Origin of the sequence: Glaciihabitans arcticus, assembly GCF_004310685.1 — a bacterium.
GTDB classification, from domain to species: Bacteria; Actinomycetota; Actinomycetes; order Actinomycetales; family Microbacteriaceae; genus Conyzicola; species Conyzicola arctica.
Genome location: NZ_SISG01000001.1, coordinates 1 through 24,413, shown reverse-complemented (window position 1 = coordinate 24,413; position 24,413 = coordinate 1). Strand labels below are relative to the sequence as shown.

The 24,413-nt window shown below is 67.0% G+C and carries 23 protein-coding genes; 8 read left to right on the top strand and 15 right to left on the bottom strand.

The features are described from left to right. Nucleotides 1-74: 74 nt before the first annotated feature. Nucleotides 75-1,304: a class I SAM-dependent RNA methyltransferase gene (locus EYE40_RS00115; RefSeq protein ID WP_130980037.1), complete on the bottom strand. Its 1,230-nt coding sequence runs from the start codon at nt 1,302-1,304 to the stop codon at nt 75-77. A gap of 22 nt (nt 1,305-1,326) precedes the next feature. Between EYE40_RS00115 and EYE40_RS00110 the strand changes: the two genes are divergently transcribed. Both EYE40_RS00110 and EYE40_RS00105 read left to right on the top strand, forming a co-directional pair. Then, nucleotides 1,327-1,956, top strand: a complete 630-nt coding sequence (locus EYE40_RS00110; protein WP_130980036.1) for a Maf family protein — start codon at nt 1,327-1,329, stop codon at nt 1,954-1,956. A gap of 80 nt (nt 1,957-2,036) precedes the next feature. Then, nucleotides 2,037-3,785 carry an acetyl/propionyl/methylcrotonyl-CoA carboxylase subunit alpha gene (locus tag EYE40_RS00105; RefSeq protein WP_130980035.1) on the top strand — a complete coding sequence of 583 codons (1,749 nt, stop codon included), beginning with the start codon at nt 2,037-2,039 and terminating at the stop codon, nt 3,783-3,785. 77 nt (nt 3,786-3,862) lie between these two features. Here the strand turns inward: EYE40_RS00105 and EYE40_RS00100 are convergent, their stop codons facing one another. Beyond that, a complete protein-coding gene (locus EYE40_RS00100; RefSeq protein ID WP_130980034.1) occupies nt 3,863-4,831 on the bottom strand; it encodes a hypothetical protein in 969 nt (322 codons plus the stop codon). A 170-nt stretch (nt 4,832-5,001) separates the two neighbouring features. After that, a complete protein-coding gene (locus EYE40_RS00095; RefSeq protein WP_130980033.1) occupies nt 5,002-6,438 on the bottom strand; it encodes an NAD(P)H-quinone dehydrogenase in 1,437 nt (478 codons plus the stop codon). 66 nt (nt 6,439-6,504) lie between these two features. On the opposite strand from EYE40_RS00095, the gene EYE40_RS00090 reads away from it, so the two are divergent. Both EYE40_RS00090 and EYE40_RS00085 read left to right on the top strand, forming a co-directional pair. Beyond that, nucleotides 6,505-7,332, top strand: a complete 828-nt coding sequence (locus EYE40_RS00090; RefSeq protein ID WP_130980032.1) for a purine-nucleoside phosphorylase — start codon at nt 6,505-6,507, stop codon at nt 7,330-7,332. Next, nucleotides 7,329-8,990 (top strand): phospho-sugar mutase, encoded by a 1,662-nt coding sequence (locus EYE40_RS00085; RefSeq protein ID WP_130980031.1) that lies wholly within the window; start codon nt 7,329-7,331, stop codon nt 8,988-8,990. The genes EYE40_RS00090 and EYE40_RS00085 overlap by 4 nt, the downstream gene beginning before the upstream one ends. A 12-nt stretch (nt 8,991-9,002) precedes the next feature. On the opposite strand, the gene EYE40_RS00080 is transcribed toward EYE40_RS00085, so the two are convergent. The 11 genes from EYE40_RS00080 to EYE40_RS00030 all read right to left on the bottom strand — a co-directional run bounded on the left by EYE40_RS00080 (nt 9,003) and on the right by EYE40_RS00030 (nt 20,138). Then, the gene (locus tag EYE40_RS00080; protein WP_130980030.1) at nt 9,003-9,275 is read right to left on the bottom strand and encodes a PTS sugar transporter subunit IIB; all 273 of its coding nucleotides are present in this window, start codon (nt 9,273-9,275) and stop codon (nt 9,003-9,005) included. After that, on the bottom strand, nt 9,272-9,724 hold the full coding sequence (locus tag EYE40_RS00075; RefSeq protein WP_130980029.1) for a PTS sugar transporter subunit IIA: 453 nt from the start codon (nt 9,722-9,724) through the stop codon (nt 9,272-9,274). Before EYE40_RS00075 ends, EYE40_RS00080 begins: the two co-directional genes overlap by 4 nt. 2 nt (nt 9,725-9,726) lie before the next feature. Beyond that, nucleotides 9,727-10,839 carry an adenosine deaminase gene (locus EYE40_RS00070; protein ID WP_130980028.1) on the bottom strand — a complete coding sequence of 371 codons (1,113 nt, stop codon included), beginning with the start codon at nt 10,837-10,839 and terminating at the stop codon, nt 9,727-9,729. A gap of 18 nt (nt 10,840-10,857) precedes the next feature. Further along, nucleotides 10,858-12,147, bottom strand: a complete 1,290-nt coding sequence (locus EYE40_RS00065; RefSeq protein ID WP_130980027.1) for a thymidine phosphorylase — start codon at nt 12,145-12,147, stop codon at nt 10,858-10,860. A 9-nt stretch (nt 12,148-12,156) separates the two neighbouring features. Beyond that, the gene (locus EYE40_RS00060) at nt 12,157-12,576 is read right to left on the bottom strand and encodes a cytidine deaminase (protein ID WP_130980026.1); all 420 of its coding nucleotides are present in this window, start codon (nt 12,574-12,576) and stop codon (nt 12,157-12,159) included. A 3-nt stretch (nt 12,577-12,579) separates the two neighbouring features. Then, nucleotides 12,580-13,881, bottom strand: a complete 1,302-nt coding sequence (locus tag EYE40_RS00055) for an ABC transporter permease (RefSeq protein WP_240034647.1) — start codon at nt 13,879-13,881, stop codon at nt 12,580-12,582. Continuing rightward, the gene (locus EYE40_RS00050) at nt 13,878-15,176 is read right to left on the bottom strand and encodes an ABC transporter permease (protein ID WP_130980025.1); all 1,299 of its coding nucleotides are present in this window, start codon (nt 15,174-15,176) and stop codon (nt 13,878-13,880) included. Before EYE40_RS00050 ends, EYE40_RS00055 begins: the two co-directional genes overlap by 4 nt. Next, nucleotides 15,173-16,672 carry an ABC transporter ATP-binding protein gene (locus EYE40_RS00045; protein WP_130980024.1) on the bottom strand — a complete coding sequence of 500 codons (1,500 nt, stop codon included), beginning with the start codon at nt 16,670-16,672 and terminating at the stop codon, nt 15,173-15,175. Before EYE40_RS00045 ends, EYE40_RS00050 begins: the two co-directional genes overlap by 4 nt. Nucleotides 16,673-16,812: 140 nt before the next feature. Next, nucleotides 16,813-17,889, bottom strand: coding sequence for a BMP family lipoprotein (locus EYE40_RS00040; RefSeq protein WP_161972321.1), 1,077 nt, complete (start codon nt 17,887-17,889; stop codon nt 16,813-16,815). Nucleotides 17,890-18,033: 144 nt separating this feature from the next. Beyond that, entirely contained in the window at nt 18,034-18,999 is a 966-nt protein-coding gene (locus EYE40_RS00035) for a nucleoside hydrolase (protein WP_130980022.1), read from the bottom strand. A 17-nt stretch (nt 19,000-19,016) separates the two neighbouring features. Further along, nucleotides 19,017-20,138: a mannose-1-phosphate guanylyltransferase gene (locus EYE40_RS00030; RefSeq protein ID WP_130980021.1), complete on the bottom strand. Its 1,122-nt coding sequence runs from the start codon at nt 20,136-20,138 to the stop codon at nt 19,017-19,019. Between the two features lie 182 nt (nt 20,139-20,320). On the opposite strand from EYE40_RS00030, the gene sdhC reads away from it, so the two are divergent. Genes sdhC through EYE40_RS00010 form a run of 4 tightly spaced genes read left to right on the top strand, consistent with a single transcriptional unit; the run spans nt 20,321 to nt 23,789 of the window. Next, a complete protein-coding gene (sdhC, locus tag EYE40_RS00025; RefSeq protein ID WP_130980020.1) occupies nt 20,321-20,755 on the top strand; it encodes a succinate dehydrogenase, cytochrome b556 subunit in 435 nt (144 codons plus the stop codon). A gap of 2 nt (nt 20,756-20,757) precedes the next feature. Beyond that, nucleotides 20,758-21,204, top strand: a complete 447-nt coding sequence (locus EYE40_RS00020) for a succinate dehydrogenase hydrophobic membrane anchor subunit (RefSeq protein WP_130980019.1) — start codon at nt 20,758-20,760, stop codon at nt 21,202-21,204. A gap of 5 nt (nt 21,205-21,209) precedes the next feature. Then, nucleotides 21,210-23,027 carry a succinate dehydrogenase flavoprotein subunit gene (gene sdhA, locus EYE40_RS00015; RefSeq protein WP_130980018.1) on the top strand — a complete coding sequence of 606 codons (1,818 nt, stop codon included), beginning with the start codon at nt 21,210-21,212 and terminating at the stop codon, nt 23,025-23,027. After that, nucleotides 23,028-23,789 (top strand): succinate dehydrogenase iron-sulfur subunit, encoded by a 762-nt coding sequence (locus tag EYE40_RS00010; RefSeq protein WP_130980017.1) that lies wholly within the window; start codon nt 23,028-23,030, stop codon nt 23,787-23,789. Nucleotides 23,790-23,905: 116 nt separating this feature from the next. Here EYE40_RS00010 and EYE40_RS00005 read toward each other — a convergent pair. Further along, the coding region (locus EYE40_RS00005) for an HNH endonuclease signature motif containing protein (RefSeq protein ID WP_130980016.1) at nt 23,906-24,413 on the bottom strand (508 nt) is incomplete at its 5' end.

The window sequence follows — 24,413 nt, the reverse complement described above, 5'->3', positions numbered from 1 at the left end:
AGACACCTCGACATCCCGGCCTTATGTTCAACATCGTACTGTCTGGTCTACCCCTCGGCGCGTCCCACGCGGGCTCAGCTGCGCACGAGAGTGGCGACCGCCTCGAAGTGGTGGGTGTTCGGAAACAGGTCGTAAGCGCGGAGCCGCACGAGCTCGTAGCCGCGCTCGGCGAACAGTGCGACATCCCGCGATAGGGCGACAGGGTCGCAGGCCACGTAGACCAGCTGCGCGGGGGCGAGGGCGGCGAGGCTCGCCACGACCTCCTTGCCGGCGCCCGAACGGGGCGGGTCGAGCACGATCGTCGCGTTGCGCAGGCGCCCCTTGTCGATGGCAGTGGCGGATGCCGCGAGCTCACGCACCCAGCGCTCCACCCGACCCGTCTGCGCGTTGGCCCCGATCCACTCGACGAGGTTGCCCGCGGCGAAATCCGTTGCGGCGGAATCGCTCTCGACACTCGTGATCTGGGTGGCTGGTCCGAACCGGTCGGCGACGGCGGCAGCGAGCAGCCCGACACCGCCGTACAGGTCGAGGTTGTGGGCGCGCGGGTCGAACCGGTCGCCGTCGATCGCCTCCTGAACCGCAGTGGTGAGTGTGGATGCCGCATGCTCGTGCACCTGCCAGAAGCCCGAGTCGGCCAGTCGGAACTCCCTCTCCCCCACGACTTCGGTGATGGTGGTCGGCTTCTGCGTGCCCACGATGAGTCGGGCGCCTCCCGTGGACGGCGAGAGCACGTCCACGTGCTCCTCCCCCGCGAACAGCTGCCGGAGCGGCGCCGCCTCGTTCAGCGCCGCGGTCGCGAGCGGAAGGTCGTCGACCTCGATGACGCGGTGCGAGCGCGCCGCGTACGGGCCGACGCGGCCGTACTCGTCGACGTGCAGGCGCACGCGGGTGCGCCAGCCGGTGCCGTCGTCGCTTCCCTCGAGGCCCTCGACGGGCGTGTGCTCGATGGTGGTGCGGCCCATCCGCTGCATCGAATCCTCGAGCACCTGTCGCTTGAGCTCTCGCTGGTGATCGAGGGTGATGTGCCCGAATTCCGCGCCGCCCGCGCGCTCCTCGGGAACCCGGTCGAGCGAAGCAGCCGCCCAGACGTGCGGTCGTCGGTGCTCGCTCGGCTCCACGACGGACACGGTCTCGGCCCGCCAGAATGACTTCTTCGAGTCCTCGGTGATGCGCGCCTTCACGCGCTCCCCCGGGATCGCGTCACTCACGAAGATCACCCGACCGTCGTGACGCGCGACGGAGACACCTCCGTGCGCAATGTTGGTAACGTCGATCTCAAGCGTCTTACCCTGCATCTCACCCATCCTTCGAGCATAGGAGTTCACGCTGCGTCTCTATCTCGCCTCCACGTCCCCCGCCCGCCTCGCGACGCTTCGCGCGGCCGGCGTCGAACCGCTGCTCATCGACCCCGCGGTCGACGAGGAGATGGCCGTCGCCATCGCAGGAAGTCTCGCGCCGACCGACCACGTGCAGCTGCTCGCCCAGCTCAAGGCGGAAGCCGTCGTCGGCCGTACCGTCGACGGCGCACCCATCGACGGGTTCATCCTGGGCGGGGATTCCGCCTTCGAGCTCGACGGCGTCGTCTACGGAAAACCGCATACGCCCGAGGTCGCGCGCGAGCGCTGGCTCGCCCAGCGGGGCCGCGAGGGGCAGCTGCACTCGGGCCACTGGCTGATCGACCACCGGGGCGGGGCGTTCCGCGGGGCGGTGGGCGGGGTGTCGTCATCCTTCGTTCGATTCGCGGATGTCACGGACGCCGAGATCGACGCCTACGTCGCCACCGGGGAGCCGCTCGAAGTCGCGGGCGCGTTCACGATTGACAGCCTCGGGGCCGCGTTCATCAGCGAGGTGCGCGGTGATCCGCACGCCGTCGTCGGGCTCTCGGTCGCCCTGTTGCGCACCCTGTTGCTCGAATTCGACGTGAGCTGGCACAGCCTGTGGAACCGCGGCTTGTAGCTGTTCGCAGGTGCCGCCGCGCCTTTCTTGTAGCGGCTCGCCAAATTGACGGACCCGATTGCCCCATAGGCTAGGGAACTATGGCTCGAATCACCAAGGTCCTGATCGCAAACCGTGGAGAGATCGCGGTGCGCGTCATCCGCGCCGCGAAAGACAGCGGGATCGCCGCCGTCGCCGTCTACGCCGACCAGGATCGGGATGCCCGCCACGTGCGGCTCGCCGATGAGGCGTACGCCCTCGAGGGCTCGACCTCCGCGGAGACCTACCTCGTCATCGACAAGATCCTCTCCGTCGCCCGCCGCTCCGGCGCCGATGCCGTACACCCCGGATACGGCTTCCTCGCCGAGAACGCCGACTTCGCCCGCGCCGTCATCGACGCCGGCCTCATCTGGATCGGCCCCTCGCCCGACGCGATCGAGAAGCTCGGAGACAAGGTCTCCGCGCGGCACATCGCCGAGAAGGTCGGAGCGCCGCTCGCACCCGGAACCCTCAACCCGGTGTCGGGTGCGCAGGAGGTGCTCGACTTCGTCGACATCCACGGCCTGCCGGTCGCCATCAAGGCCGCCTTCGGTGGTGGCGGACGCGGACTCAAGGTCGCCCGCACACGCGAAGAGATCCCCGAACTGTTCGAGTCCGCGACCCGCGAGGCGATCGCCGCCTTCGGTCGCGGCGAGTGCTTCGTCGAGAAGTACCTCGACCAACCGCGCCACGTCGAGACCCAGTGCCTCGCCGACGCCTTCGGCAACGTCGTCGTCATCTCCACCCGCGACTGCTCGCTGCAGCGCCGCCACCAGAAGCTCGTGGAGGAGGCGCCCGCCCCGTTCCTCTCCGACGAGCAGAACCTCGCGCTCTACACGTCGTCGAAGGCGATCCTCAAGGAGGTGGGCTACGTCGGCGCCGGAACCTGCGAGTTCCTGGTCGCCAAGGACGGCACCATCTCCTTCCTCGAGGTCAACACGCGCCTGCAGGTCGAGCACCCTGTCTCGGAAGAAGTCACCGGCATCGACCTCGTACGCGAGCAGTTCCGACTCGCCGAGGGCGGCAAGCTCGAATACGGCGACCCCGTGCCGCAGGGACACTCCTTCGAATTCCGTATCAACGGTGAGGACCCGGGCCTGAACTTCATGCCCTCCCCCGGTCCCGTGCACGTGCTGCGCTTCCCCGGTGGCCCCGGCGTGCGCGTCGACAGCGGCGTGACCACCGGAGACGTCATCAGCGGCGCCTTCGACTCTCTGCTCGCCAAACTCATCGTCACGGGCGCCACCCGCGAGGACGCCCTCGAGCGCTCGCGCCGTGCCCTCGACGAGTTCGAGGTCGCGGGCCTGCCCACCGTGCTGCCCTTCCACCGCAAGATCGTGAGGGACCCTGCTTTCACGTCCAACCCGTTCTCGGTGTACACCCGCTGGATCGAGACCGACTTCGACAACGACATCGAGCCGTGGAGCGGGTCGCTGCAGGATTCGGCGGCCGCGGCATCCCGCCACAGCGTCGTCGTCGAGGTCGAGGGCAAGCGCATCGAGGTATCGCTGCCCACGAAGCTGCTGCCCGCGACCGGGAGTGTCGCCAACGCGGCCGCCCCGAAGCGTCGCGGCGGCGGTGCCGTGTCGACTGTGACCGGCGACTCGGTGAAGGCACCGATGCAGGCCACCATCGTCAAGCTCGCCGTCGCTGAGGGCGATGTCGTCGTCAAGGGCGACCTGATCCTCGTGCTCGAGGCCATGAAGATGGAGCAGCCGATCACCGCCCACAAGGACGGCACTATCACCGGCGTGAACGCGTCGGTGGGTGCGACGGTCTCGTCGGGGCACCTGCTGCTCAACATCTCGTAGCGCGCCGCATCCGCGCTGGCTTTTGCTCACCGCGCGGCTCGGGATGGTCGCGCCCGGTTCGCAAAACCCTGCATCGATTACGGGATGCCAGCCCGACGCAGCTGGTCGGCGAGCAGACGGGGCGAAAGTGCCGTCTGCCAACCCCAGCGGCTGAAGCCGTGCCCGGCCGCTCTGAGGTCGTCCTCGCGATACTTCTCGTCGAGGAGCACTTGATGCGGAGTGCGGCCACGCAGGAACTGGGGATCGACGTACTTGCTTTTCCCATCGAACTCCCCGATGTGGTTGAACTCCTCCCACCAGAAGTCGGCGAAATAGCGTCGTCCGCTGGCCCCGCGCAACTCCACCTGAAGTTCCGGCATCGGGATCCGAGCGAATCGCATGCTCACCCGGCTATGTGACTCACCCGGGCGATCCGCGAGTCCCGACGCGAAGGCCGCTACGGCCCGTGCGCGCGCGGAGCCGTGACGGAGGGGGAGTTCTGCCTGAAGCACACCCAGGCTTTCGGCGCTGAGAAGAGTACGCGGCAACCCCTCGACCGGATGCTCGGTGCGACGCAGAGCCGCATCGGCCAGCACCACCGCCTCGCGGAAGCCCGACGTTGCCGCTACGGCGGTGACAGTATGTCCGAGACCCACGACCCGAAGACCGTCGATCAGTTCGAGCCCGTCGGGCACGCCAGTAACGTGGCGCACCACAGACTTGTTTGATCGCCCTCCGGCGCTCGCGTCACAGGCAACGTGCACGGTGGTGGGCCAGATCCCACCCCAGGGCAGACGCCACAGCGCCGCCGCCGAGAGGTGCGACGCCACTATCGGCGGCGCACCCCGGGCCGCCTGCACATCCGCCGCGGCGAGCACCCGAACCCGGTGTTGGGCATCCTCCTTCAGCGGCTCCCACAGGTCGCGAGGCAGGTAGGCGCCGCGAGTGACGCACACGAGGGTTCCGGATCGCGCGGCGGCGCCAACCCGTGCGCGATCCCCGGGAGAGATGCAGTGCGCGGTGAGAACCGGAGTGGCGCGGATGACCGCTGCGTCGACGGTGTTCATCGGCCCATAGTTGCGCCGCCCGAAAGGGAACCTGAGCCGGGATGCCGAATCTGTGGACAACAAGCGCTCCGCGCATCCCGCTGAAAAGCCGATCAGCGCGGCTGTTTGCCAACGGACTGCGGTAGTCCATGCCCGCGCGGTGAGAAATAGCCCGCGCGGATGCGAGCGCGCTAGTTGACGATGTGCATTGCCCGGGCGGCATCCGTGATGCTGCCGGTGAGTGAGGGGTAGACGGTGAACGCGCGCGCGAGCTGGTCGACGGTGAGGCGGTGTTCCACCGCGATCGCGATGGTCGAGATCAGCTCCGAGGCGTGCGGCGCCACGATGACCCCGCCGATGACGGTGCCCGAGCCGGTGCGCGCGAACAACTTCACGAAGCCGTCCTTGATGCCCATCATCTTGGCCCGCGGGTTCGACGACAGCGGCAGCTTGTAGATCTCGCCCTGGGCGATGCCGTCCTCGATCTGCTTCTGCGTCCAGCCGACGGTCGCGATCTCGGGCTGCGTGAAGATGTTGGATGTCACGTTGCGCAACTCGGTGGGATTGACTGCATCCCCCATCGCATGGAAGACGGCCGTGCGCCCCTGCTGGGAGGCCACCGACGCGAGGGGCAGGAAGTCGCTGCAGTCCCCCGCCGCATAGATCGAGGGCACCGAGGTGCGTGCGACGCGATTGACGCGGATGTGCCCGCTCTCCGTCATCTGCACGCCCGCCTCTTCCAGCCCGAGCCCAGCGGTGTTGGGGATCGAGCCGACCGCCATCAGGCAGTGGCTGCCCTCGACGGTGCGACCGTCGGAGAGTGTGGCGACCACCCCGGTCTTGGTGCGGGTCACTGACTCGGCGCGGCTCTTGGAGAGCACGGTCATGCCGTTGCGGGTGAAGACGTCCTCGATGACGCGCGCGGCGTCGGCGTCCTCACCGGGCAGCACCTGGTCGCGGGATGAGATCAGCGTGACCTTGGAGCCGAGCGCCGTGTAGGCGGAGGCGAACTCGGCACCGGTCACACCGGATCCGACGACGATGAGGTGCTCGGGGGTGGTGTCGAGCGTGTAGAGCTGGGTCCAGGTCAGGATGCGCTCGCCGTCGGGCTTGGCGGTGTCGAGCTCGCGCGGGGAGGCGCCGACGGAGATCACGATGGTGTCGGCCTCGATCTCGTCGAAGTCGGTGCCGGCCTTGCCACGACCAGTGGCGACGACGATCTTGTTCGGGCCGTCGAGACGCCCCTCGCCCTGAACGATGCGCACGCCGGCCTTGATGAGCTGGCTCTTCATGTCTTCGGACTGCTGGCGCGCGAGGCGCAGCAGGCGGGCATTCACTGCGGCCAGGTTGACGGTGACTTCGGGGCGAACGGGGCGGCCACTCTCGCCGCGGGTGAAGAACTGTACGCCGAGGTCCGCTGCCTCACCGATCGCGTTGGTGGCCTCGGCCGTCGCGATGAGGGTCTTCGAGGGAACGACATCGGTGAGCACGGCCGACCCGCCGACACCGGTGCGCTCGACGAGGGTGACCTCGCCGCCGAGCTGGGCTCCCGCGAGGGCGGCTTCGTAGCCGCCGGGACCCCCGCCGAGGATTGCAATCCGTTGTTTGCGCTCGAATTCGTAGGCCATGGAGCAATTCTCGCAGGTTTGCCGGGTGCTCCGCGCGCTGGGCCGTGGCACGAATAGAGTTGGGGGATGTCAACGACGCACCCCCTGGACGACCCCGCCGCCGATCCCTTCGCGATAGCCGCCCAGGCCGCCGCGGACATCGCCGAGAAGACCGGTGTCGAGCACCACGACATCGCCCTCACGCTCGGCAGCGGCTGGGCGAAAGCCGCCGACCTGATCGGCGAGACGACGGCCACCGTGCCGGCCACCGAGATCACCGGCTTCAGCAAGCCCGCCCTCGAGGGCCACGTCGGAACCCTTCGCTCCGTGCTGCTGCCGAACGGCAAGCGCGCCCTCGTGATCGGTGCCCGCACCCACTACTACGAGAACCACGGCGTACGCCGGGTCGTGCACTCGGTGCGCACCGCTGCCGCGACCGGCGCGACGACGATGATCCTCACGAACGGCGCCGGTGGTATCCGCGAGAGCTGGAAGCCCGGCACCCCCGTACTGATCAGCGACCACATCAACCTGACGAGCGATTCCCCGCTCGAGGGCGCCACCTTCATCGACCTGACCGACCTCTACACGAAGCGCCTTCGGGATGTCGCGCGCTCCGTTTCGCCCGAACTCGACGAGGGCGTGTACGTGCAGTTCCGCGGACCGCACTACGAGACCCCGGCCGAGGTGCAGATGGCCAAGGCGATCGGCGGACACATCGTCGGCATGTCGACGGCACTCGAGGCGATCGCCGCCCGCCAGGCCGGAATGGAGATCCTCGGCCTGTCCCTCATCACCAACCTCGCGGCGGGCATCTCGCCGACGGCGCTCAGCCACCAGGAGGTCATCGAGGCCGGTCGCGACGCCGAGGCGACCATCGGTGCCATGCTCGCGAAGATCGTGGCCGAGCTGTGAGTGACTTCTCAGCGGAGGCCCGCGCCTGGATCGCTCAGGACCCTGATGACGTCACCCGCGCTGAGCTGGAAACCGTCCTGGGCAACGCCGAGTCCGGGGATGCCGACGCCATCGCCGACCTGCGCAACCGCTTCGAGACACGGCTCGAGTTCGGCACAGCCGGACTGCGCGGCGAGCTGGGGGCCGGGCCGAACCGGATGAACCGCGTGCTCGTGGCCCAGGCCGCCGCGGGATTCGCCGCCTACCTGCTTGAGCGTGGCGAGACTCCGAGCGCGGTTATCGGCTACGACGGCCGCCACAATTCGCAGGTCTTCGCGAAGGACACGGCCGAGATCTTCCAGGGGGCGGGTATCCGTGCGATCCTGCTGCCGCGCCTGCTGCCCACCCCCGTTCTCGCGTTCGCCGTGCGGCACCTCGGCGTGAGCGCCGGTGTGATGGTCACCGCAAGCCACAACCCGGCCGCGGACAACGGTTACAAGGTCTACCTGGGCGACGCCGACCGTGGCTCGCAGATCGTCGCCCCGGCGGACGCGGCCATCGCGGAGCAGATCGAGCGGGTGGCGTCATCCTCAAGCGTTCTCGACCTGCCCAGGGCGACCGATTACGAGATCGCCGGCGAGGAAGTACTTGACGAGTACGTGCGCCAGACCGCGGCCCTCGCGCCCGCTGGGGTGACACCGCTGAGGATCGTCTACACGGCCATGCACGGCGTCGGGTGGGAGACGGCGCAGCGTGTACTCGCCGACGCCGGCTTCAACGCACCGGTCGTCGTCGCCGAGCAGATCGAGCCCGACCCCGACTTTCCGACCGTCGCCTTCCCGAATCCCGAGGAGCCCGGCGCACTCGATCTGGCGCTCGCGAAGGCCGCGGAGGTCGGTGCCGACATCGTCGTCGCCAACGACCCCGACGCCGATCGCCTCGCGATCGCCATCCCCGATGCAGACGGCAGCTGGCGACGGCTGAGCGGCAACGAGGTCGGTTACCTGCTCGGCTGGCGCGCCGCCGAGCGTCTCGCCGGATCGGGAGAGCGCGGCACGCTCGCCGCCTCGATCGTCTCCTCCCCCGCCCTCGGCGCCGTCGCGAACGCCTACGGCCTCACCTTCACCGAGACCCTTACCGGTTTCAAGTGGGTCTCCCGGGTCGACGACCTCGCCTACGGCTACGAGGAGGCCCTCGGTTATCTCGTCGACCCCGCCAAGGTGCGCGACAAGGACGGCATCTCCGCCGCCGTCGAGTTCCTCGCCCTCGCCGCTGAGCTCAAGGCCGCGGGATCCAGCCTGCCTGCCCACGAGCTCGCCTTCGCCGAGAAGTTCGGCGCCTTCGCGTCGTCGCAGATCTCGATCCGGGTCGCCGATCTCGCCGAGATCCCGCGCATCATGGCCGGCCTGCGTGCCGCGCCGCCCACCGTTATCGGCAGCGTCACCGTCGACCGCATCGACGACTTCGAGAAGGGCTTCGGCCTGTTCCCGGCCGGGGACATCCTGCGCATCCACCTGCAGGGCAACGCCCGGGTGATCGTGCGCCCGAGCGGCACCGAGCCGAAGCTCAAGGTCTACATCGACGCGACCAGCGCCGAGGGCACCCCCGCCGAGCGCATCGAGCAGGCCCAGGCGATGGTCGACGAACTCGACGCCGCGATGCGCGTGCTGGTGGTCTGAAACCGGGCGAGCCTAGCCCAGCGCCGCCTCGAGCTTCGAGGTCAGCTCCTGGGTGTCGAAGTAGTTCTCGATCACTATGACGTCCGCAAAGGTCTGCCCGATCGCCTCGACGAATTCCGCAGAGGTGAGGATGACCTGCGCATCCCGAGCGATGTCCGCAAGCGAGTCGAGGTCCACGGCGGTGACCGTCGCCTCGATGTCCAGCTTCTTGAGCACACGCTCGGTGTTGACTTTGAGGATGCCGCTGCTGCCGATGCCGGCGCCGCAGATGGTGACGATCTTCACGCCGCCTCACCCGCGTTCATGATCGCCTGCACCTCGTCGACGGTGGTGGCGTGGGCGAGAGCGTCGATCGCATCCGAATCATTAAAGACATTCGCGAGCGAGGCGACAGCACCGAGGTGATCGCCTCCCGCGGCGATGGCGAGGGCCAGCACGATCCGCACCGGGTCGTTATGAGGATGCCCGAACGACACCGGTTCCGCGAGGGTGACGATCGCCAGCCCGTCCGCGAGCACGGCGGGTCCGGGGCGAGCGTGCGCGAGCGCGAGCCCGGGGGCGATCACGACATACGGGCCGTGCTCCTCGATCATCCGGATCATCTCGTCCGCGTACGCGGGCGTCGCCGAACCGGAACGCACGAGGGCGTTCCCCGCGAGCCGCACTGCATCGCGCCAGGTCGACGCCGCGGCGCCGAGCTGGATCGCGTCAGCGGGAAGCGGAGGAATCGGCACGGTTATGCACTCTCGAATCCGGCGCTGATCTGGTCGGCCAGGTCCTCGCGGTCCTCGAGCGGAAGGAAGGCTGCGGCTGCCGCGTTGAGCTGGAAGACCTGCAGGTCGTCGAGGTCGTAGCCGAAGGTCTCGGCGAGCTGGAACAGCTCGCGCGAGAGGCTCGTGTTGCTCATCAGGCGGTTGTCGGTGTTGACGGTCACCCGGAAGCCGAGCTGGTAGAGCAGGTCGAACGCGTGCTCGTGCAGTTCGGTGCCCCACGCGTTGGTCTGCAGGTTCGACGAGGGTGCGAGCTCGAGGGCGATCTCGCGATCCTTCACCCACTGGGCGACCGGGCCGAGCACGACGTAGCTGCCCTCCTCGTCTTCGCTCTCTACGGTGATGTCTTCGGCGAGACGCACGCCGTGACCGAGGCGCAGGGCGCGACCGTCGAACAGGGCGCCCTTGATGCTCTCGAGGCCGTCGGCCTCGCCAGCGTGCACGGTGGCCGGGAGGTAGTTGTGCGCGAGGAAGTCGAAGGCGTCGCGCAGGTTGCCCGCCGGGAAGCCCGCCTCGGCGCCGGCGATGTCGAATCCGACCACGCCGTTGTCGCGGTGACGCACCGCCAGCTCGGCGATCTCGAGACCACGGTCAGCGTGACGCATGGCGCTGATCAGCTGGCCGACGCGGATGCTCGCACCGGTTGCACGCACGTCCTCGACGCCCGCGTCGAGGCCGGCCTGCACCGCTTCGACCGTCTCGTCGAGGGTGAGTCCGCGCGCGACGTGCTGCTCGGGCGCCCACCGGATCTCGCCGTAGATGACGCCGTCGGAGCCGAGGTCCTGCACGAACTCGCGGGCGACGCGGGTGAGGCCTTCCTTAGTCTGCATAACGGCCGTGGTCACGTCGAAGGCCTTCAGGTATTCCACGAGCGAGCCGCTGTCGGACTGTGTGGAGAACCACTCGCCGAGTTCGACGGCGTCGGTCGTCGGCAGCTCGTATCCGATCGTGGCTGCGAGATCGATGATCGTCTGGGGGCGCAGTCCACCGTCGAGGTGGTCGTGCAGCGAGATCTTGGGCAGTGTGCGGATGGCCGTGGTGCCACCGGGCAGCACGTAGTCCTCGGTAACGGTGGTCATGCTCCCAATCTACTGCAGCTAGGAGATGCGCCCCGCGATGAGCGGCGCGCTCTCGAACTCCTCGGCGTTGCCGATCCGGTAGGAGCCCTCGAGCGCCTCGAGGGCGCGCACGAAGCGCTCCGGCTCGTCCGCGCTGAGCGTGAACAGGGGCTGCCCAGCGGTAACCGTCTCACCCGGTTTCACGTGCAGGTCGATGCCCGCCGAGTGCTGTACGGGATCCTGCTTGCGCGCGCGGCCAGCACCGAGCCGCCAGGCGGCGATGCCGAACGGGAGGGCGTGCTGCTCGACGAGCACACCGTCGGTCTCAGCCACAACGACGTGCGTCTCGCGGGCGACCGGGAGAGCGGCATCCGGATCGCCGCCCTGCGCGCTGATCATGGCGCGCCAGGTGTCCATCGCCTGGCCGTTCTTGAGCGCGCCCTCGACGTCGGCGTCGTGCACACCGGCCAGCTCGAGCATCTCTCTCGCGAGGGCCACAGTGAGCTCGACGACGTCGGCGGGGCCGCCACCGGCGAGCACCTCCACCGATTCGCGCACCTCGTTGGCGTTGCCGATGGCGAGGCCGAGCGGCACGTTCATGTTGGTGAGCAGGGCGACCGTGTCGACGCCGGCGTCCTTGCCGAGCTGCACCATGGTCTCGGCCAGTTCGCGGCCGCGCGCCGGATCCTGCAGGAACGCACCCGAGCCGAACTTCACGTCGAGCACGAGCGCCGCCGTGCCCTCCGCGATCTTCTTGCTCATGATCGACGACGCGATGAGCGGGATGCACTCGACGGTTCCGGTGATGTCGCGCAGCGAGTACAGCTTGCCGTCGGCCGGGGCGAGGCCGGAGCCGGCGGCACAGATCACCGCGCCCACCTCTTCGAGCTGGCGGTAGAACTCTTCGTTGCTGATGGATGCCCGCCATCCCGGAATGCTTTCGAGCTTGTCGAGGGTGCCGCCCGTGTGGCCGAGCCCGCGGCCCGAGAGCTGGGGAACCGCGACGCCGAACGAGGCGACCAACGGCGCGAGCGGAAGGGTGATCTTGTCGCCCACCCCGCCCGTCGAGTGCTTGTCGGTGGTCTTCTTGCTGAGCGTCTCAAAGCTCATGGTCTCGCCGCTCGCGATCATCGCGAGGGTGAGGTCGCGGATCTCGGTGCGCTCCATTCCGTTGAGGAAGATCGCCATGGTCATGGCCGACATCTGCTCGTCGGCGACGTAGCCGCGCGTGTAGGCGTCGATCAGCCAGTTGATCTGGTCGGTGCTCAGCGCACCCCTGTCGCGCTTGGTGCGGATGAGGTCGACGACGTCGAAGGGCTCGATGGCCATGGGTTTTCCTTAGTTGGCTGCGGCGGTGCTTGCTGCGTAAGCGTCGAGCTGGCGCGGACCGAACGCGTCGGGCAGCACCTGGTCGATGGTCCTGAATCCGGAGACGGTCTCGAGGATCATGCCCTCGGCCGAGAATTCATAGAGCAACTGGCGGCAGCGGCCGCACGGCATGAGCACGTTGCCGAGGCCGTCCACGCAGGTGAAGGCGACGAGTTTGCCGCCACCCGTCATCGCGAGACTCGAGACGAGGGCGCACTCGGCGCAGAGGCCCACGCCGTAGGACGCGTTCTCGACATTGCATCCGCTGACGACTCGGCCGTCGTCCACGAGGGCGGCAGCTCCCACGGGGAACTTCGAGTACGGCGAGTACGACTTGTGCATCGCCTCGTTGGCGGCGAGGCGCAGGGCATCCCAATCGATTTCAGTCATGAATTACTGCTTCACGTAGGGCTTGCCCGACGCCGCGGGGCCGACGACGCGACCCACGAGGCCGGCAACAGCGACGAGGGTGACGAGGTAGGGCACCATGGCGATCAGGTCCGGCGGAATCGACGAACCGGTCTGGCCGGCGAAGATGCGGAACTGCTTCGAGAAGCCGAACAGCAGGGCGGCGAGGGTCGTGAGCCACGGGTTCCAGCGACCGAGGATCACCGCGGCGAGGGCGATGAAGCCCTGGCCCGCCGACATCTCCCGCACGAACGCGCCGACCGAGCCGAGCGTCAGGGCGGCGCCACCGAGTCCGGCGATCATGCCGGCGAGGGTGACGCTCCAGAAGCGGGTGCGGTTGACGTTGATGCCGACGGTGTCGGCGGCGAGCGGGTGCTCGCCGACGGCGCGCAGGCGCAGGCCGATGCGGGTCTTGAACAGGATGAACCAGACCAGCGGCACGAGGATGAACATGAGGTACGTCGTGATGCGGTGGTTGAAGAACACGTCACCGAGCACCGGGATGTCCGACAGCAGCGGGATCGGCAGGAACGGCAGGGTTCCCGGGAAGTTGAGCTCCTTCGAGTTGTCGCTGAGGGCGGCGGCGTAGAAGAAGTTCGTGATTCCGATCACGAGGGTGTTGAGCACCACACCCACGATCACCTGGTCGACGAGGTACTTGATCGAGAAGGCGGCGAGCACCAGCGAGACGAGAGCGCCACCGATCAGAGCTGCGACGAGGCCGAGCATAAGGTTGCCGGTGACCGTCGCAACGACCGCGGAGACGAAGGCGCCGGCGAGCAGCTGTCCCTCGATCGCGATGTTGACGACACCCACGCGCTCACCGATGACACCCGCGAGGGCGCCGAACACCACCGGGGTGGCCAGCGCGATCGATCCGGTCAGCAGGAAGACGACGGGCACCTTCGAGCCCGCGCCCGTCCACAGCACGAGCGCGGTGATGAACAGGCCGGCGAAGACGATGATGATCCAGAGCGGCACCTTGCGGCGGCCGATCGTGTACCAGGCCGAGAGGCCGGCGAGGATCACGAGCGCCAGGCCGAGCACGAGACAGACGATCTTCGATGTGACCGGCAGGTCCGGCAGCACGATCGCGTCGCCGGCACCCGACCAGACGACGATCGACTCACGGTCGTCGCCGAGGATTCCGAAGAACACGAGCGCGACGACGGCGAGCAGGCCAAGCACGATCGTCGTCTTCCAGTGGCGCGGGACATCCGTGATCGACTGCACGGCGGTGGTCACGGGCGACGGAGTGGCTCCGGGAGCTGTGGCGAGGGCGTTCACTTCTCTACCGCTTTCTTCAGGGCGCGGGCTCTGCCACGGGCACCCGGAATCTTGGTCGTTGCTGCGGGAAGGCGGAAGACGGCGCGCACGAGGGGCGGCGCCGCGATGAAGAGCACGATGAGTCCCTGCACCACACCGAGCAGCTCGGGTGCGACGTCGGCGACCTGCATGGCGGGGCCACCGGCCTTCATTGCACCGAAGAGGATGCCGGCCAGGAACACACCCAGCGCGTTGGAGCCACCGAGAAGCGCAACGGTGATCGCGTCGAACCCGATACCGGAGTCGATGTTCGGCGTGAAGCCGGCCGAGCGACCGAGCGCCTGGTTGACGCCGGCGAGACCGACGAAGGCCGCCGAAATCGCCATCGCGAGGATGTAGACGGTGTTGACGTTGATGCCCGCGGTGCGCGCGGCGTTCGGGTTGAGGCCGACGGCGCGGAAGCGGTAGCCGAGCGTCGAGCGCTCCATAAGCCACCAGAACAGGAAGGTCGCACCGATGACGAGCGGGAATCCCCAGTGCAGCGCGAAGCTGTCACCAAGCAGCAGCGGGAACTGCGCGCTCTCGTCCGGCGCAAGGGTCTTCGGCGTTCCACCGGCGACCGGGTCCTGCAGGATCGGCGTGCGCATCACGTAGGTGAGCAGGTACAGCGCGATGTAGTTGAGCATGATCGTGACGATCACCTCGTGCGCACCCGTCTTGGCCTTGAGGAAGCCCACGAGGCTGCCGAACGCGGCCGAGGCGAGAATACCGATGATGATCGCGACGAGCAGGTGGATCGGGAACGGCAGGTGCAGCTGGAAGCTGACGAAGGCCGCGAAGCCCGCACCGAACAGCAGCTGGCCCTGGCCACCGATGTTGAACATGCCGACCCGGAAGCTCAGCGCGATGCCGAGGCCCGCCGCGATGAGCGGGCTCGCGAGACGCAGGGTCTCGGTGAAGGGTCGGATGCCGCCGATGAAATCGTTCGCGTTGAAGTTGTAGATGGAACCGCGGAATAGCGCGCCGTAGGCGTCACCGACCGCGCTGCCTGCGGCGCGGAACGCGTCGGAGGGGCGGGAGAAGATATAGCCGGAGGCCTCGATGAACTCCTCGTTGGTCAGAACGATGAGGATCGCACCGATCACGAACGCGGAGACGATCGCGAGCACGGTGCGCAGCGGGCTACCCGAAAGGATGTCGAGCATCACCCCGCGCCAGCGCGGCTGCTCCGTGTCGGGGTCGACGATCGGGTTGGCGACCGGGTCGATGGCCGGGTCGGTCGACGGCACGACCGTCGCCTTGTCGTTCTTGCTCATGCTTCGATTCCTGCCATCATCTCGCCGAGGCGGGTGCGTGTGGTGTCGGGGGTGACGATTCCGACGATGCGTCCGCGGTACATCACGGCGATCCGGTCCGCGAGGCCGAGCACCTCGTCGAGCTCGGTCGACACGATGAGCACCGGGATGCCGGAGTCGCGCGTCGCGATGATGCGATCGTGCACGAACTCGATGGATCCGACATCGAGGCCGCGGGTGGGCTGCGAGGCGATCAGCAGGCGCAGGTCGCGCGACAGTTCCCGCGCGAGCACCACCTTCTGCTGGTTTCCACCGGAGAGGCGGCCTGCCAGGGTCGTCGCACCCTGGGTGCGGATGTCGAACTCCTCGATCGCCTTGTCGGCGAACTCCTCGAGGTAGTCGAAGCGGATGTTGAGGCCCTTCGCGAAGGGCTCCCCCACGCTGCGGTCGAGCATGAGGTTCTCGGCGACCGAGAACTCGGCAACGAGGCCGTCCTTCTTGCGGTCCTCGGGCACGAACCCGATGCCGGCGTCGAGGCTGTCACGCACCGAGGCGCCGACGAGCTCGCGTCCGTCGAGGGTCACGCTTCCGCGTACGCCCGTACGAAGGCCGAGGATCGCCTCGGTCAGCTCGGTCTGGCCGTTGCCCTGGACTCCCGCGATCGCGAGCACTTCGCCCTCGCGGATGGTGAAGCTGACGTCGTCGAGGAGACGGTGGCCTGTTGCATCCAGAACCGTCAGGTTGCTGACCACGAACGACTCGGCGCCCAGTTTCGGGGCGTCCTTCTCGACGGTCAGGTCGACGGTGCGGCCCACCATGAGCGAGGCGAGTTCGGTGGTCGAGGATGACGGGTCGGCTGTGCCGACGATCTTGCCGAGACGCACGACCGTGATGCGGTCGGCGACCTCGCGCACCTCGCGCAGTTTGTGAGTGATGAAGACGATTGATGTACCGGATGCCGCGAGCTGCTTCATGATGACCATGAGCTCGTCGGTCTCCTGCGGGGTGAGCACGGCGGTCGGCTCGTCGAGCACGAGAACCTTCGCGTCACGGGCGAGAGCCTTGATGATCTCGACGCGCTGCTGTGCGCCGACCGGCAGGTTCTCGACCAGGTCGTCGGGGTCGATCTCGAAGCCGAAGCGGTCGGAGATCTCGCGCACCAGGGTGCGGGCCGTCGGCAGGTCGAGCACAACGCCGCCCTTGACGGGCTCGTGGCCGAGCATCACGTTCTCGGCGACCGTGAACACGGGGATCAGCATGAAGTGCTGGTGCACCATGCCGATGCCGGCGGCGAGCGCGTCGCCGGGGCCGTTGAAGTGGATGACATGGTCGTCGAGCAGGATCTCACCCTCGTCGGCCTTGTACAGGCCGTAGAGCACGTTCATGAGGGTGGACTTGCCGGCACCGTTCTCGCCGAGCAGGCAGTGGATCTCACCCGGCTCGATCGTGAGGTCGATGTGATCATTGGCCACAAGCGCACCGAAACGCTTGGTGATGCCACGGAGTTCAAGTTTCATTGTCTTCGAATTCTGCCAGTTATCCGCTCTAGTGCCACATCTTTGTGGTGAGGCGGGGGCGAGAGTGTGTGGGCTGTGACGAACATCGCCGGGGCGGCCCATGGCCACCCCGGCGACGTTACTTCGTGCTGTATTGCTGGTTACGCGAGCGGGTCGATGGATCCGTCGATGATGCCAGCCTTGATCTCGTCGAGCTTCGTCTTCAGGTCAGCGTCGATTTTGTCATCGAACGAACCGAAGTCGGCCAGGTCGGTGCCCTCGTTGGCGAGGGTTCCGACGTAGGACTTGCCGTCGAAGGCTGCGCCGTCGACGAGCTCCTTGATGATGTCGTAGACAGCCGTGGTCATACGCTTCTCAACCGAGGTCAGGACCTGGTCGGCGTACTCGGGGCTCGTCACGGCGATGTCCTTGTCGACACCGATGAAGACGACGTCCTTGCCGGACTCGTTGATGGCCTCCGACGAAGCGGAGAACAGGCCACCGGCGACGGGGAACAGAACGTCTGCATCCTGTGCGATCTGGCCGGCCGAGATGCTCTTCGCACCCTCGGTGTCGCCGAATCCATCGGTGAAGTCACCGCTCGGGGTCGCTGCGGTGGGGTCCCAGCCGAGAACCTTGACCGGCGTGCCGGAGTCCTTCTCGTAGGCCTTCGCACCGTAGTAGAAGCCGCTCATGAAGTCGGTGACGGCGTCGATCTGGAGTCCGCCGTAGGTTCCGACGACCTTGGTGGTGCTGTAGCCAGCGGCGAGGTAACCGGCGAGGTAGCTCGACTGGTTCATCGAGTACTGCACGGCCTTGAGGTTGGTGGTCGCGGGGTCGGCGACGAAGCCGTCGATCGTGACGAAGTTCGAGTCCGGGTTGGCAACAGCTGCTGCGTTGACGGCGTCGATGAGGTTGAAGCCGACGGCGAAGATGACGTCGCAGTTCGCGGCAACCATCTCGTCGAGGTTCGGGGCGAAGTCTTCGGTGGTCTGCGACTCGGCGTCGGCGGTCTTGATGCCGAGGTCGTCCTTCGCGGTGGTCAGGCCCTCGTACGCTGCCTCGTTGAACGACTTGTCGTTCCAGCTGCCCTCATCGGAGACTGCGCAACCGGTGAAGTCGACCTCGGGTGCTGAGGTCTCCTCCTCGGGTGCTGCTGCACAGCCGGCCAGAACGAGAGTTGCGGCGCCGACAAGCGCGAGGCCTGCCAGTCCACGCTTGCGTGTGATTACGTTCACTAGATTTCCTCCAGATGCGAGCCCAGGCGACGCCGGGGCGGTTGGAACCAGATTACATATTGTTACGGCTATCGCTGGTATGAAAAACCCCGGCCAAGCCAGACGTTACACATCTGGGACACAGACGTAACGGGACGGAAACCCTCAGGCCAGTTTTCGCGAGGGCGTGGTCTGCTTCGAGAACAGATCGGTCAGGTAGCCGGCGAAGCCGGCGGCATCCACGGCCTCGATGACCCGGGCGTTCTCCGCCAGGCCGTGCACTCCCCACGACATCGCGGAGTAGCCCCTGGTGAGTTCTGAGCCGGTCTCGATGTCGACGGCGAAGTTCGCCTCGGCGGTTACGAGCTCGGGGTGCAGCAGCACGGCCGCGGTGAGCGAGTCGGGGTGGGTGGAGCCGGGAATGCCCACGCTCTCGTCGAAGTCAAGGGTCGTCGAGACGACGCGCTTGAAGAAGCTGCCGAGTGGGGTGCCGAGCGCACCGATCTCCGCGATCTTCTCGCGCGAGAACACCGCATCGCGCAGGGTGAGCGGTGCCCACGGCACAACGGTGATGTCGAAGCCTGCCTCGAAGACCGTCTTCGCGGCCTCGGGGTCGACGTAGAAGTTGTACTCGGCGGCGGCGGTGATGTTGCCGCGGGCGTTGTTCGAGCCGCCCATGATGAAGAGCGACTTGACGTTGGACACGAACGCCGGGTCCTTCACAGCGGCCATCGCGATATTGGTGAGCGGTCCGATGCAGACGATGCTGACTTCACCCGGGGATGCCGCCGCCAGCTCGATGAGCGCGTCGACACCGTGCTGCGGCTCGGGTTCGAGCCCCTCGAAGTCCATGCTCAGCCCGCCCGCGCCGTCGCCGTGCACGTTCTCGGCGGACACCCACTCGCGCACCATCGGACGACGGCAACCGAGGTACACGGGCACCTCGCCGAGACGGCCAGCCACGCTCAGCGTCATCCACGCGTTCAGCACCTGGCGTTCGAAGCCCACATTGCCGGCCACCATCGTGATGGCACGCAGGTCGGCGAGCGGGTCGAGGAGCCCGACGAGGAGGGCGACGCAGTCGTCCTGTGCGGTGTCGGTGTCAATGATCATGGGGATGCGGGTGGTCATACCCATAAGGATGCCAGCTACAGAATGTCGGTTCTTCCCGACAGCTTGAGCGCGTCGACGACGGCCTTCACCCGCTGGGCGTTCGCGCTCGTGGTCACGAGGAGCGCGTCGGGGGTGTCGACGACGACGATGTCGGTCACGCCGATGAGCGAGATCAGCCGGTTGGTCTGGCTGATGACGACACCGCTCGAGGCATCGGCGAGCACGCGGGCGTTCTCGCCGAGGATCGCGAGGTCCTTCTTGCGCCCGCCCGAGTGCAGCTTGGCGATCGAGGCGAAGTCGCCCACGTCGTCCCAGTCGAAGTCGCCCGGGATGACGGCGAGGCGGCCGGCCTTCGCGGCCGGCTCCGCCACCGAGTAGTCGATCGCGATCTTCGTAAGGCCCGGCCAGATCTTGTCCACGATGGCGCCGCGCGCCGGGGTGTCCCACGCGTCGGCAAGTTCGAGCAGGCCCGCCAGCAGCTCGGGCTGCGACTTGCCGAGTGCTTCCAGCAGCACGTCGGCCCGGGAGATGAACATGCCTGCGTTCCACAGGTAGTCGCCGTCGTCGAGGTAGCGCTGTGCGGTCGCGGCATCCGGCTTCTCGACGAAGCTGTCGACGACGACCGCGCCGGGAGCACCGTCGATCTCGAGCGGACCCGCGCAGTGAATGTAGCCGAATCCGATCGCCGGCTCGGTCGGGGTGACGCCGATCGTGGCGATGTAGCCCGCGTTCGCCGCGGCGACCGCCTGTCGCACGGCGCGCGTGAAACCTCTTGTGTCCCGGATGACGTGGTCCGCAGCAAAAGATCCGATGATGACGTTCGGCTCGCGCTTCTGCAGGATCGCGGCTGCCAGGCCGATCGCGGCGGAGGAATCCTTGGGCTCACTCTCGAGCACGACGTTGTGGTCGGCGAGTGAGGGCAATTCCTTCTCGACGGCGGCGCGGTGGGCGCGGCCGGTGACCACCATGACGCGCTCCTCACCGGAGAGCGGGGCGAGCCGATCCCAGGTGTCGCGCAGCAGGGTCTGGCCGGACCCGGTGAGGTCGTGCAGGAACTTGGGAGCATCGGCGCGCGACAGCGGCCACAGGCGGGAGCCGATACCGCCGGCGGGGATCACACTGTAGAAGTTGTCGAGGCTGACGAGGGGTGAGGCCATGGCCCCCACTGTAGACCGCGCGCAGTTTTGGGCCTGAAAGTATCTTGAGGTCGAGCTAGTTAGGTAAGCCTGACCGGAAATCCCTAGCCGCGCGGAATAGACTGGACAGCGTTCGATGACCGAACAGCCACCGGCCGCGGCGCCTTAGCCCAGCGGTCCGAAATCATCCGCGAGGAGGGTACGTGCCGAACGAAACGGCTGAAACCCTGGCGCAGAAGCGCGCCGTTCCGACTATCAAGGCACCCCGGCGTCCCGCGGGCACCCTGTACCGAGGCCGCGAAGGCATGTGGTCGTGGGTGCTGCACCGTATTACGGGTGTCGCCATCTACTTCTTCCTCCTCGTGCACATCCTCGACACCTCCCTCGTGCGGCTCAGCCCCGAGGCGTACAACGCCGTGATCGGCACGTACAAGACGCCGATCATGGGCCTCGGCGAGATCGCACTCGTTGCCGCGATCGGGCTGCACGGCCTGAACGGGCTGCGGATCATCCTCATCGACTTCTGGAGTGTCGGCACCAAACACCAGAAGCTCATGTTCTACATCGTGATCGCGCTGTGGATCGTGCTGCTCGCCGGCTTCATCCCCCGCCAACTGATGCACATCTTCGGAGGTTGATGATGACGACAATCGATGCTCCCCGCAGCAAGGCACCGCAGCCCCGGGCCCGCCGGGTCAACTGGGAGAAGTGGGGCTGGATCTATATGCGCGCAAGCGGTGTGGTGCTGCTCGTGCTGATCTTCGGTCACCTGTTCGTCAACCTCGTCGCCGGTGAAGGCGTCAAGGCTATCGACTTCGCGTTCGTGGCCGGCAAGCTCGCCGACCCGTTTTGGATCGTCTGGGACACCCTGCTGCTCTGGCTGGCCCTGATCCACGGCGCGAACGGCATGCGCACCCTCGTCAACGACTACGCGTCAAAGCCGATCGTGCGCCGCATCCTCCTGGGCGCGATCGCCGGATCGACCATCGTCCTTCTATTGCTGGGAACCCTTGTGATCTACACGTTTGACCCCTGCCCCGCAGTCGGCCCCGCCGAACTGCTCCCGAGCTTCTGCCCGGCCAGGTAGCCGCAATGGGTATCGCACTCGGCACCACCGAGATTGAGGATGGCGCCGTCATCGACGGCGTGCACTACCACCAGCACGACATCGTGATCGTCGGAGCCGGCGGCGCGGGAATGCGGGCGGCCATCGAGGCCGGGCCGCACGCGTCGACCGCCGTGATCTCGAAGCTCTACCCGACCCGCTCGCACACCGGTGCGGCGCAGGGCGGCATGGCTGCGGCCCTCGCCAACGTCGAGGAAGACAACTGGGAGTGGCACACCTTCGACACCGTCAAGGGTGGCGACTACCTCGTCGACCAGGATGCGGCCGAGATCCTCGCGAAGGAGGCCATCGACGCGGTCATCGACCTCGAGAACATGGGCCTGCCCTTCAACCGCACGCCCGATGGCAAGATCGACCAGCGCCGCTTTGGCGGCCACACGGCCGACCACGGCAAGACCCCGGTTCGTCGTGCGTGCTATGCCGCCGACCGCACCGGGCACATGATCCTCCAGACGCTGTACCAGAACTGTGTACGCCTGGGAATCAACTTCTTCAACGAGTACTACGTGCTCGACCTCGTGATGACCAAGGTCGATGGTATCGACCAGCCCTCGGGCGTCGTCGCGTACGAGCTGTCGACGGGCGAGCTGCACGTCTTCCAGGGCAAGGCGATCATTTTCGCTACCGGCGGCTTCGGAAAGATCTACAAGACGACGTCGAACGCGCACACCCTCACCGGTGACGGCGTTGGCATCATCTGGCGTAAGGGCCTCCCCCTCGAGGACATGGAGTTCTTCCAGTTCCACCCGACCGGCCTGGCCGGGCTCGGCATCCTCCTCTCGGAGGCCGCCCGCGGCGAGGGAGCGATCCTGCGCAACAGCGAGGGTGAGCGGTTCATGGAGCGCTACGCCCCCACCATCAAGGACCTCGCCCCGCGTGACATCGTCGCGCGCTGCATGGCGACCGAGATTCGCGAGGGTCGCGGCGGTGGACCCAACAAGGACTACGTCTACCTCGACATCACGCACCTCGAGCCGGCCGTCATCGACGCGAAGCTTCCTGATATCACCGAGTTCGCCCGCACCTATCTGGGTGTCGAGCCGTACACGGAGCCCGTTCCCGTGCTGCCGACCGCGCACTACGCGATGGGCGGCATTCCGACGAACGTCGCCGCCGAAGTGCTGCGCGACAACACGACGGTCGTGCCCGGCCTCTATGCGGCCGGCGAGTGCGCGTGTGTCTCGGTGCACGGCTCGAACCGCTTGGGCACGAATTCGCTGCTCGACATCAACGTGTTCGGCAAGCGTGCCGGCAAGAATGCGGTCGAGTACGTGAAGACCGCCGAATTCACCGCGCTTCCGGATGACCCGGCTCGCGGCATCCGCGAACTCCTGTCCATGCTGCGCGACTCCACCGGTACCGAGAAGATCGCACTGATCCGCAAGGAGCTGCAGGACTCGATGGACCGCAACGCCCAGGTCTTCCGCACCGAGGAGAGCCTCATCGAGGTCACCAAGGTGATCGAGGGTCTTCGCGAGCGTTACAAGAACATCGCCGTGCAGGACAAGGGCAAGCGCTTCAACACCGATCTGCTCGAGGCTGTCGAGCTCGGCTTCCTGCTCGACCTCGCGGAGGTCGTCGTCTACTCGGCGATGAGCCGCAAGGAGAGCCGCGGCGGCCACTTCCGCGAGGACTACCCCGATCGCGACGACGCCAACTTCATGGTGCACACGATGGCGTACCTCGCCGGCGACGCCCATTCGACGGACGCCGGAGACCACATTCGCCTCAGCACCAAGCCCGTGGTCATCACGCGGTACCAGCCGATGGAGAGAAAGTACTAAATGAGCAACGCAGTTCTCGAGAACCGGCCCTCCGTTCCGGAGGAGATCCCGACCTTCACGGCAACACTCATCATTCGTCGATTTGACCCGGATGTGGATGAGGAGCCGCGCTGGCAGGACTTCGACGTCGAGGTGTACGGGACCGACCGCATTCTGGATGCGCTCCACAAGATCAAGTGGGAGCAGGACGGCTCGCTCACCTTCCGTCGCTCGTGTGCGCACGGCATCTGCGGTTCTGACGCGATGCGCATTAACGGACGCAACCGTCTCGCCTGCAAGACGCTCATCAAGGATCTCGACATCACGAAGCCCATCTACGTGGAAGCCATCAAGGGTCTTCCGCTGGAGAAGGACCTCATCGTCGACATGGAGCCGTTCTTCGAGTCGTACCGTCAGATCAACCCGTTCCTGATGGCGTCGGGCGGCACGAAGGATGGCAAGGAGCGCAAGCAGTCCCCCGTGGAGCGCGCTCGCTTCGATGACACCACCAAGTGCATCCTCTGCGCTGCGTGCACTTCGAGCTGCCCCGTGTTCTGGACGGACGGCCAGTACTTCGGTCCGGCCGCAATCGTGAACGCTCACCGCTTCATCTTCGACTCCCGCGATGAGGGTGCAGGCGTTCGTCTGGATATCCTCAACGACAAGGAGGGCGTGTGGCGTTGCCGTACGACCTTCAACTGCTCCGAGGCCTGCCCGCGTGGCATCCAGGTCACGCAGGCGATCGCCGAGGTCAAGCAGGCGATCATGCGCGGCAAGGCCTAGTCAGCAGCTGATTTCTTGAGAGCGGCGTCCGGTTGATCCGGGCGCCGCTTTTTTACATGAACGAAACCACGCCGGGATTCCCTGCTCGCGCCGCGCGGTGGGCGGGCTGGCGCCGGTCATCGTGCTCTCGCTAATAGTTCGGTGAGGGCGGCGCTTTTTGAGCGCAGGAGGATGGGGGTCTGGTCGGGGTCGATGTCCGGGGGCGGAACCAGCCAGTATTCGGCGCCGGTGCGGAGGATCTCCCAGTGGTTGTTGTGGAGCAACAGGTGATGGTGTTTGCAGAGCAGCATGCCGTCGGCGGTGTCAGTTGCGCCGCCGTCTCGTGCCCAGTGGTCGATGTGGTGGGCTTCGGTCCAGCAGGCGGGTCGGTCGCAGCCGAGCCACATGCAGCCACCGTCCCGGGCGGCGAGGGCCTGTTTTTGTCGTTTGGTGAATAGTCTCTGTTCCCGTCCGAGGTCGAGGATCTGACCGGCGCTGTCGAACAGGATCGGGACGGTGGTGCCGGTGCACGCCAAACGTTCCGCCGTCTGCACGGACACCGGCGTCGGTGAGCCCTCGATCCGGGCGTGACCGGTGCGGGTGTCGAGCGACTCAGCGGCCACGAGAATCTTCACCACCGGTCCA